This is a genomic window from Roseovarius sp. MBR-154 (assembly GCF_053628595.1).
This window is the reverse complement of sequence record NZ_JBRJGR010000001.1, coordinates 265704-276385: the sequence shown is the minus strand read 5'-3', so window position 1 is coordinate 276385 and position 10682 is coordinate 265704. Positions and strand designations below refer to the sequence as shown.

The window sequence follows — 10682 nt, the reverse complement described above, 5'->3', positions numbered from 1 at the left end:
ACAGCACAGCTCGCCGATTCTTTCAACTTACAATCATGATTGTATGTAAGTTAACGCACTAAGGATCGAAGCCTGCCCATAATTCGTGCGGGTCAGCTGACGCACGCACCTCAGACAGACGCGCTATTCCTCCTCGCGCAGATAGGCCGGGCGCAGAACCACGATGGTCGGGCGGTCCGGCAGGCTGCGCAGCGAGACCTCGATCTCGCTCACCCCGGGACGGGTGATCGCGAACTCCCCTTCCATCCCGGCCAGAAACCGCTCCAGCGTGCTGTCGGTGAACCAGTGCATCGGGATCACCACGCTGGCGCGCACCCGGCGCAGCACGTTCATCATGTTCTCGATATTCATGGTAAAGCCACCATCGACCGGGGCCATCACCACATCCATCCGGCCAATCGCGGCATATTGATCGTCCGAGGGCTCGTGATGCAGGTGGCCCAGATGCGCGATGCACAGCCCGTCGGCCTCGAAGACGAAGATCGAATTGCCCTTCGGCTCCATCCCGCCGCCCGAGCGGATATCGGTCGGGACATTGCGCACCAGCATGCCGCCGAGATCGAGGTGATGGTCGATGCCCTGACCGAATTCCTCGCCCCAGCCCGGCAGCACATGCGGAATCGCCGGATCGGGATTGGCCGTCCAATGGGTCGAATGGGCGTGGTTCATGGTGACGATATCGGGAATGAAATCGGCATTACCTACAAAGCCCGTAAAGTCGGTCACGGCATTGTATCCGCCCGCTTGAATCAGAAAGGAGGCATGCGCGATATACCGGATGCGCGCGGTGAAGTCGGGCAGGGGATCGCGAAATCCGGCCTTGTGCAGGTACTGAAATCCCGGCGCGGATTGCGCAAGCGCGATACAATGACTCGGGCGACGGTCCTGCGCGGAGGCCGGAGCGGCAAGCATCAGAATCACAAGACACAGTCGAAACATGGGCGACCCTCCTTTTGACCGGCGTCAAGATAGCACGGATTGACGCCACGTCAGCGCTTGCTGCCCCAAAAACACCCAATGCACAGATGAAACTGCGGGAGTCCGCCTCAATTTTCTGCACCTGCATTGTCGTTGTTACATTGATCTGCGAGGGGACGACCTCAAGTGAAACGAGAGGAAGGTCATGTTCGCAAGACAGAAGTTAAGTGAACCCCGCAGCGACTATCACGACTTCGCAGACCGCGTCTGGCGCCTTTCGATTGCGCAACTGACGGGGGGCATGGCCCCCTCGACGGTCTGGACAGCTATGACCGACTGGTCGTGTCACCTTGCGGCCTCGCCGGGCAAGCAGGCGCTGCTGGCCGAAAAGGCGATGCGCGCGCCAACGCTGGTGGCGCAGCGGCTGCTCGACCCCGAGACCGCGCCGGATACGCCGAAGGATAGGCGGTTTTCCTCCGGCCTCTGGGATCATCCTCCTTTCGCCTTGCTCCGTGACAGTTTCCTGCTGACCGAGGACTGGTGGCAGACCGCGACCACCGATGTGCGCGGCATGACCCCCGCCAACGAGGCGGCGCTGAGTTTCGCGGTGCGGCAGGCGCTCGATACGCTGGCACCGAGCAACTTTCCCCTCCTCAACCCCGAGGTTCTGGCCCGCGCCCGCGACACGCAGGGGGGCAGCGTCATGCAGGGGTTGATGAACATAGTTGCCGATGTCGCGGCCCCCAAGGGGGCATCGACCGATCTGAGGCTGGGCAAAGAGATCGCGGCGACGCCCGGCAAAGTCGTGGGGCGCAGCCATCTGGCGGAACTGATCCAATACAGCCCGACCACCGACACGGTGCATCCCGAGCCGATCCTGATCGTGCCCGCATGGATCATGAAATACTACATTCTCGATCTTTCGGCGCATAATTCGATGGTGCGCTGGCTGGTGGCGCAAGGGCATACGGTCTTTGTCATTTCTTGGCGCAATCCGGGGGCCGAGGATCGCGATCTGGGGATGCAGGGCTATCTGGATCAGGGGCCGCGCATGGCGCTTGACGCGATTGGCGCGATCACCGGGGCGGAGCGCGTCCATGCGGCGGGCTATTGCCTGGGCGGCACGCTGCTGTCGATCCAGGCGGCGGCGATGGCGAAGGCGGGCGACTCCCGGCTTGCCTCGATGACGCTACTGGCGGCGCAGGTCGATTTCTCGGAGGCCGGAGAACTGGCGCTGTTCGTGTCGGAGGCGCAGGTGGCCCTGCTGGAGGATCTGATGTGGCATCAGGGCTATCTGACCGGCGATCAGATGGCCGGGGCCTTTACCATGCTGCGCTCCAATGATCTGGTCTGGTCGCGGATGATCCATGAAAAACTGATGGGCGAGCAATCCGAGCCGAATGACATGATGACATGGAATGCCGACTCAACACGCATGCCCTACCGGATGCATTCGGAATACCTGCGCGGGTTGTTTCTGGAAAACCGGTTGTCACATGGCAAGTACCGGCTCGACGGGCAGGCCCTGTCGCTGACCGATCTCGATCTGCCGATCTTTGCCGTGGGCACCGAGACCGATCATGTCGCCCCGTGGAAGTCGGTCTACAAGATCCATCACCTCACGGACGCCGATGTCACCTTTGCCCTGACCAGCGGCGGGCATAATGCCGGGATCATCTCTGAACCCGGCCACCGCCACCGCCATTACCGTATCGCCACCCATCCGCATGAAGGGCGCTATCAGGATCCCGAGGCGTGGGTTGACGCCGTGGCCCCGCAAGAGGGGTCATGGTGGAAGGGCTGGGCCGACTGGCTTCAGGCTCGCTCGGGCGCGCGCGTCGCACCGCCACCGATGGGGCGGCCCGAGGCGGGATATGAGGCGCTTTGCGACGCACGCGGCAATTATGTGTTTCAGAGGTGAGAACAGGCCATGATGCTCAAGGATAAGGTCGGTCTCGTGGTCGGGGTGGCCAATGATCGCTCCATCGCGGCGGGCTGTGCTGCGGGTTTTGCGCGCGAAGGAGCGCAGTTGGCCTTGACCTACATGCACGACCGCGCCCTGCCGCATGTGGAGCCGGTGGCGGAGGCGGTCGGGGCCGAGGCGCTGTTGCCGCTCGACCTCACGCAGCCCGCGCAGCTTGATGCGGTGTTCGATCATATCACCGCGCTCTGGGGGCGGCTTGATTTCCTGCTGCATTCCGTGGCCTTCTGCCCGAAGGATGATTTGCATGGGCGGGTGGTGGATTGTTCGGCGACCGGGTTCGGGCAGGCGATGGACATTTCGTGCCACTCTTTCCTGCGTCTGGTGCGAAAGGCCGAGCCTTTGATGCAAGGCGGTGGTAGCCTGCTCACCGTCAGTTATTACGGGGCCGAGAAAGTGGTCGATCATTACAACATCATGGGCCCGGTCAAGGCCGCGCTGGAGGCGGTGACCTGCAATGTCGCGGCGGAACTGGGGCCGCAGGCGATCCGCGCCAATGTGCTCTCACCCGGGCCGATCGCGACCCGCGCCGCCTCGGGGATCGAGGATTTCGATGAGCTGATGGAGGATGCCCGCAGCCGCGCCCCCGAACGGCGGCTGGTCACGATAGACGAGGTCGGCGCGGTCGCGGCCTTTCTCGCCTCGGAGGGCGCATCAGGTGTCACCGGCACCATCACCCATATCGACGGAGGACGCCATGTCAGGATGTGACGCGAAACCCCAGATGATCGAGAACCGCACGCTGGACGAGTTGCGCATCGGTGAGAGCGCCGAGATGGTGCGCGTCTTGGCGCAGGAGGATATCGAACTTTTCGCGGTGATGTCGGGCGATGTGAACCCTGCGCATCTCGATGCCGCCTATGCCGGTGACACCCCGCTTCACCACGTCATCGCGCATGGCATGTGGGGCGGCGCGCTGATCTCGGCGGTACTGGGCACGCGACTGCCGGGGCCGGGCACGATCTATACCGATCAATCGCTGCATTTTAGGCGGCCCGTCGCCATCGGCGACAGCATCACCGTGCGGGTGAGCGTGGCGCAGATCGACCTTGAAAGCGGCCATGTGACGCTCGATTGCCAGTGCCGCAATCAGCACGGGCAGGTGGTGATCGAGGGTCAGGCCGAGGTACTTGCGCCCCGGCAAAAGGTCAGCCGCGCGGTCACCGCCTTACCGATGGTGCGCCTGCACAATCCGGGCGCGCGCTTCCGGGCGCTGGTCGATCAGGCGCGGGCCCTGCCGCCGCTGCCCACGGCGGTGGTGCATCCCTGCGACGCGCTGAGCCTGACCGGCGCGCTGCAGGCCGAGGCCGCGGGTTTGATCGCGCCGCTCTGGGTTGGGCCCAGGGCCAAGATCCTCGCCACCGCAGCGGAGGCGGGTGTCACGCTCGACGCCGACCGGATCATCGACGCGCCGCACAGCCACGCCGCCGCCCGTGCCGCCGTGGCACTGGTGCATGAAGGCCGCGCCAAGGCGCTGATGAAAGGCAAGCTGCATACCGACGAGTTGCTGGAGGCGGTTCTGGACCGCGCCCACGGTCTGCGCACCGAACGCCGTCTCAGCCATGTCTTTGCCCTCGACGTGCCCGATCACGAGCGCATGCTGTTCATCACCGATGCGGCGATCAACATTGCCCCTGATCTGCCCGCGCTGGCCGATATCGTGCAGAACGCGCTCGATCTCGCGATCGCGCTCGGCATCGAGGTGCCGCGCGCCGCGCTCCTCTCAGCGGTCGAGACGGTGACGGCGAAACTGCCCTCGACCCTGCTGGCCGCGTCGATCTGCAAGATGCATGACCGGGGCCAGATCACCGGTGGGCTGGTCGACGGGCCATTGGCCTTTGACAACGCCATTTCTCCCGAAGCGGTGGCGGCCAAGGGGATCGTGTCGGAGGTGGCGGGGCGCGCCGATGTTCTCGTGGCACCCAATCTCGAAAGCGGCAACATGATTGCCAAGCAATTGATCCACCTGGCCGATGCCGAGGCGGCGGGCGTGGCGCTTGGGGCGCGGGTGCCGATCATGCTGACCAGCCGCTCGGACAGCGCGGCGGCGCGGCTCGCCTCGGCGGCGCTGGCGCGGTTGCTGGCGGCGGCTGCGGAGCCGGTCGAGGCCAGCTGATGCGGCGCGCCCTGCTGATCCTCAATACCGGGTCCTCGACCATCAAGTTCGCGCTGCACAGTGACGATGGCGAGACCCGGCTTGCGCATGGCCTGATCGACGGCGTGGGCCGCGCACCGCGTCTCATCCTGCACCGCGCAAGAGAGACGCAGGAGGTGCACCCTGACCTTGCGGAGGATGCTGGAACAGAGGCGCTGATCGACTGGCTGCTGACGGTGCTGAGCGACGCGGTCGGGCCGATGGAGGTTGCAGGTGCCGGGCATCGCGTGGTGCATGGCGGCCGCGAGTTCGCGGCCCCCACGGAGATCACTGAGGCGGTGATGGCAAAGCTGCGCACGCTCTGCCCGCTGGCCCCGGGACATCAGCCCTACAATCTTGCCGGGATCGAGGCGGTGGCGCGGCACTGGCCCGGCACGCGCCAGATCGCCTGTTTCGACACCGCCTTTCACCGGAGCCGCCCGCGCGTGGCTCAGCTATACGCCCTGCCCCGCGCGCTGAGCGACGCGGGCATCCTGCGCTACGGCTTTCACGGGCTGTCCTATGCCTATATCGCCGGGCGTCTGCCCGACGTGCTGGGCGAGCGGTTGGCACCGGGCCGGGTGATCGTGGCGCATCTGGGCAGCGGGGCGAGCCTGTGCGCGCTGCACGGCGGCAAGAGTGTCGAGACCACGATGGGGTTCACCGCGCTGGACGGGCTGATGATGGGCACCCGCTGTGGCCAGATCGACCCGGGCGTGTTGCTCCACCTGATGCGCGAACACGGCATGGATGCGGAGGGGCTGGAGCGGCTTCTGGGTCGTGAGAGCGGGTTGCTGGGCGTCTCGGGGATCAGTCCCGACATGCGCGATCTGCTGGCCAGCCCCGCGCCCGAGGCGGTGGAGGCCGTGGCGCTCTTCGTGCATATGATCCTGCGCCAGATCGGCGCGCTCACCGCCACCCTTGGCGGGCTGGACGCGCTGGTCTTCACCGCCGGGATCGGCGAACATGCGGCCGAAATACGGGCGTGGGTGATGGCCGGGCTGGGCTGGATGGGTCTGCTGCCGGACGAGGCCGCGAACCATGCGCAGGCGCAGGTGATCTCCGCCAAGGGCAGCCGGGTCGTCGCCGCAACCATCCCGACCGACGAGGAGGCGGTGATCCTGCAGGCGCTGCTGGCGAGGGATGACGCCGCGCGCGACTGAAAGGGACGTAACAGTGCAGGATAATCAGGACCTGAAAGACCCGCACGCGTTGACCTGTGAGGAGGCCTTGACCGCGCTCGCCGCAGCTCAGGAAGGGCTGAGCGAGGCCGAGGCCTCGCGTCGGCGCGGCATTTACGGGTCAAATGCACTGCCGCAGCCGCCGTCGCGCGGCCCGCTCTGGCGCTTTTTGACGCAGTTCCACAACGTCCTGATCTATGTCCTCATTGGCTCGGCGACGGTTACCGCCGCTTTGGGCCACTGGGTCGATACCGGTGTGATCCTGACCGTCGTTCTCATCAACGCGATCATCGGCTTCGCGCAGGAAGGCCGGGCCGAACAGGCGATGGCCGCGATTCGCGGGATGCTTGCGCCGCGCTCCCCGGTGATACGCGACGGTCAGCGCAAGAGCACCGATGCAGCCGACCTCGTGCCCGGTGACATCGTCCTGGTCGAGGCGGGCGACCGGGTCCCGGCGGATCTGCGCCTGATCGAGGCGCGCGGGCTCAAGGCCGAGGAGGCCATCCTGACCGGCGAATCCGTGGCGGTGGACAAGGCCACAGCCCCGGTGACGCAGGAGGCGGCCCTGGGCGACCGCAGCCCGATGCTGTTTTCCGGCACGCTGGTCGCGGCAGGCACCGGGCGAGGCGTGGTGACCGCGACGGGTACGCACACCGAAATCGGCCGGATCAGCGGCCTTTTGTCCCGAGTCGAGACGCTGACCACACCTCTCGTGGCGCAGATGGATCGCTTTGCCCGGTGGCTTACGGTCTTCATCCTGATCGTGGCCGGAACGCTGCTGGTCTATGGCCATTTCGTCGGGCATCTCGCGTTTTCCGAGCTGTTCATGGCGGTGGTCGGCCTTTCGGTCGCGGCGATCCCCGAGGGGCTGCCTGCGGTGCTGACCATCACCCTTGCGGTCGGGGTGCAGGCGATGGCCCGGCGCAATGCCATCGTACGCCGTCTGCCCGCGATCGAGACGCTTGGCTCGGTCTCGGTCATCTGTTCAGACAAGACCGGCACGCTGACCCGGAACGAGATGATGGTCCGTGCCCTGATTGCCGCCGGTGAGGTCTATCACGTCACGGGCACGGGCTATGCCCCCGGGGGGGTATTGCAGCGCGATGGCGATACGGCCGCCCCGGCCCAGGAACCGCATCTGACCGAGATCGCCCGGATCGCGGCGCTGTGCAACGACTCGTCGCTGCTGCACGGCGATACGGGCTGGCAGGTCGAGGGCGATCCGATGGAGGGCGCGCTGCTGGCACTTGCGGGCAAGGTCACGGGGCCGACGGCCTTCGACGGCTGGACACGCACCGATGCCATCCCGTTTGACACCGCGCATCGCTATATGGCGACGCTCGACCAGGATGCGCAGGGGCAAGCCCATATCCATGTCAAGGGCGCGCCCGAGGCGGTGCTCGCGCTCTGCGCCGATCAACGCACAGCAGGCGACGGCACCGAACCGCTTGTCGCGGGTGGCTGGCAGCGGCAACTGGAGGCGCTGGCGAGCGACGGGCAAAGGGTGCTCGCGGTTGCAACGCGCCGCATGCCATCGAACCACGCACAACTTACGCCCGAGGATATCGACGGACGCCTGACCCTGATCGGCCTGATCGGCCTGATCGACCCACCGCGGGTCGAGGCAATCGACGCCGTCGCCGAATGCCACGCCGCCGGGATCCGGGTGAAGATGATCACCGGCGACCATGCCGCCACTGCCCGCGCCATCGCCGAGCAGATCGGGTTGAGAAACCATGACCGCGTGCTGACCGGATCGGATGTCGAGGCGCTGGAGGACGCGGCGCTTGCCGAGGCGGTGATGGAGACGGATATCTTCGCGCGCACCTCGCCCACGAACAAGCTGCGGCTGGTGACCGCGCTGCAATCACGCGGGCTGACCGTCGCGATGACCGGCGACGGTGTGAACGACGCCCCCGCGCTCAAACGCGCCGATGCCGGCATCGCCATGGGGCACAAGGGCAGCGCTGCGGCGAAAGAGGCGGCCGAGTTCGTGCTCGCCGACGACAATTTCGCCTCGATCGCGTCGGCGGTGCGCGAGGGGCGCACGGTCTATGACAATATCAAGAAGGTGATCAGCTGGACCCTGCCCACCAATGCCGGCGAGGCGTTGACGATCGTTTTCGCGCTCTTTCTCGGCATGGCCCTGCCGATCACCGCCGTGCAGATCCTGTGGATCAACCTGATCACCGCCGTGACGCTCGGGCTGGCGCTCGCCTTCGAGCCGTCCGAGCCCGGCACCATGCGGCGGCCCCCCCGCCCAAGGGATGAGCCGCTGCTGAGTGGCACCCTGGTCTGGCATATCGTGCTGGTCTCGGGGCTGTTCCTGGTCGCGGTCTTCGGCATGTATTTCTATGCCATCGACCGGGGCTATCCGGTGGCGCTCGCCCAGACCATCGCGATGAACACGCTGGTGGTGCTGGAGATCTTTCACCTGTTCTTCATCCGCAACATCCACGGCACCTCCTTGACCTGGGAAGCGGTCCGGGGCACGCGGGTGGTCTGGACATGCGTCGTCGCGGTGACCGCCGCGCAGTTCGCCGTCACCTACCTGCCACCGCTGCAACGGATCTTCGGCACCCATGCGGTGCCGCTATTCGACGGGCTGCTGATCTTCGGCACCGGCCTCGTCTTCTTCGCGCTCATCGAGATTGAAAAGCAGATGCGGCTCGCGCTGCGCAGCGCCTAGCCGATCAACTCGAACCGCGTCACATCAACCAGCCCACGGTCGGTAATCTTGAGCGCCGGGATCACCGGCAGCGCCAGAAACGCAAGTTGCAGGAACGGCTCCTGTAACGTGACACCAAGCGATTTCGACGCCGCTCGCAGCTCTTTCAGCCGGTCGCGCACCTCCTCGAACGGCGCAAGGCTCATCAGCCCCGCCACCGGCAGCGGCAATTCGGCCAGCACCCGGCCCTGATGCGCCACGACAAAGCCGCCCTCAATCTCCGACAGCCGGTTCACGGCGAGGGCCATGTCGTCATACTCTACCCCCACGCAGGCGATATTGTGGTGATCGTGGCAAACTGTCGAAGCGATGGCCCCAGCCTGCAACCCGAAACCACGAACGAACCCGGTGGCAATATTGCCATTGCGGCCGTGCCGCTCGATCACCGCGATGCGCACCAGATCGCGGGCGGGATCAGGCCGCTTGTCGCCATCCTGCGGTGCAATCTCCTCATGCAGATGCTCGGTCAGGATCTTGCCTTCGAGAATGCCGATCACGTCGGTTTCGGCGCGGTTGCCGGTGTGGCGGAAATCCTGTGGCGTCACTTTGGGGACCTTGACCGAATGGCGACCCACCGGCGCGATGCTTCCACGTGCGGCAAAGGCTGCGTCATCCGCCACCACGCCGCCACAGAGCACCAGCCGCGCATCGCACGCCTCCAGCGATCCGACGGCGACGATATCCGCCCGCCGCCCGGGCGCAATCAGCCCCCGGTCGCGCAGCGCGAACGCCTCGGCCCCCGACAAAGACGCCGCGCGATAGGCGGCAAGCGGCGACACGCCCCGCGCGATCAGCACCCGGATCATATGATCGAGATGCCCCTCCTCGGCGATATCGAGCGGGTTCCGGTCATCGGTGCAGAGGCACATGTAGGGCGCGGTAATGTCCGAGAGCAGGGGGCTGAGCGCCTCCAGGTCCTTGCTGACCGAACCTTCTCGGATCAGCACGCGCATGCCCTTTTGCAGCTTCTCGCGCGCCTCCTCCGCCGTCGTCGCCTCGTGCTCGGTGCGGATACCCGCCGCGCAATAGGCGTTGAGATCGCGGCCCGAGAGCTGCGGGCAGTGCCCATCCATATGCCTCCCCTCGAAGAGGCGTAGCTTGGCCATCATGCCGGGGTCGCGGTGGATCACACCGGGATAGTTCATCACCTCGGCAAGCCCGATGCCCGAGGGATGGCCCATCACCTCCTGCAGGTCGTCAGCGCCGATCTCGGCCCCCGCCGTCTCCATGTCCGTCGAGGGCACGCAGGACGAAAGCTGCACCTTGATATCCATCACCGTGTGCTCGGAGGCGGCCTGAAAATAGCGGATGCCGTCAAGCCCCATCACATTGGCAATCTCGTGCGGATCGCAGATCGCGGTGGTGATCCCGCGCGGGGTGACGCAGCGATCAAACTCAAACGGCGTGACAAGCGAGCTTTCGATATGCAGGTGCGTGTCGATAAAGCCGGGCACGAGGATGAGACCGGAGACGTCGATCACCTCACGGCCCTCATACGCGGCCCCGATGCCGACGATGGTGTCGCCGCAGATAGCAACGTCGCCCGCGATCATCGCGCCGGTGATGAGGTCGAACACCTCGCCCCCGCGCAGCACCAGATCGGCGGACGCGTCGCCCCGCCCTTGCGCGATCCGTTCTTCCAGTTCCGCCATGATGTACCCTCCGATTTGCCGCGAATCACTGTCGCGCGGCAGGGGCCAGAGGGCAAGCCCGCAGGCCGGGCTATACCCCCCGGCCCCC

The 10682-nt window shown here is 65.8% G+C and carries 7 protein-coding genes; 5 read left to right on the top strand and 2 right to left on the bottom strand.

What is annotated here, in order from left to right; translation table 11 throughout:
• Nucleotides 1-123 precede the first annotated feature (123 nt).
• On the bottom strand, nt 124-939 hold the full coding sequence (locus ACSSV4_RS01315; RefSeq protein ID WP_454272964.1) for an MBL fold metallo-hydrolase: 816 nt from the start codon (nt 937-939) through the stop codon (nt 124-126).
• Between the two features lie 184 nt (nt 940-1123).
• Between ACSSV4_RS01315 and ACSSV4_RS01310 the strand changes: the two genes are divergently transcribed.
• Genes ACSSV4_RS01310 through ACSSV4_RS01290 form a run of 5 tightly spaced genes read left to right on the top strand, consistent with a single transcriptional unit; the run spans nt 1124 to nt 8903 of the window.
• Entirely contained in the window at nt 1124-2839 is a 1716-nt protein-coding gene (locus tag ACSSV4_RS01310; protein ID WP_454272963.1) for a PHA/PHB synthase family protein, read from the top strand.
• A gap of 12 nt (nt 2840-2851) precedes the next feature.
• Nucleotides 2852-3610, top strand: coding sequence for an enoyl-ACP reductase FabI (gene fabI, locus ACSSV4_RS01305; protein WP_454273387.1), 759 nt, complete (start codon nt 2852-2854; stop codon nt 3608-3610).
• A complete protein-coding gene (locus tag ACSSV4_RS01300) occupies nt 3597-5015 on the top strand; it encodes a bifunctional enoyl-CoA hydratase/phosphate acetyltransferase (protein ID WP_454272962.1) in 1419 nt (472 codons plus the stop codon). The genes fabI and ACSSV4_RS01300 overlap by 14 nt, the downstream gene beginning before the upstream one ends.
• Entirely contained in the window at nt 5015-6196 is a 1182-nt protein-coding gene (locus ACSSV4_RS01295; protein WP_454272961.1) for an acetate/propionate family kinase, read from the top strand. Before ACSSV4_RS01300 ends, ACSSV4_RS01295 begins: the two co-directional genes overlap by 1 nt.
• A 13-nt stretch (nt 6197-6209) precedes the next feature.
• Nucleotides 6210-8903 (top strand): cation-transporting P-type ATPase, encoded by a 2694-nt coding sequence (locus ACSSV4_RS01290; protein WP_454272960.1) that lies wholly within the window; start codon nt 6210-6212, stop codon nt 8901-8903.
• On the opposite strand, the gene ade is transcribed toward ACSSV4_RS01290, so the two are convergent.
• Nucleotides 8900-10594 carry an adenine deaminase gene (gene ade / locus ACSSV4_RS01285; RefSeq protein WP_454272959.1) on the bottom strand — a complete coding sequence of 565 codons (1695 nt, stop codon included), beginning with the start codon at nt 10592-10594 and terminating at the stop codon, nt 8900-8902. The two genes, ACSSV4_RS01290 and ade, sit on opposite strands and share 4 nt — an antisense overlap.
• Nucleotides 10595-10682 lie beyond the last annotated feature (88 nt).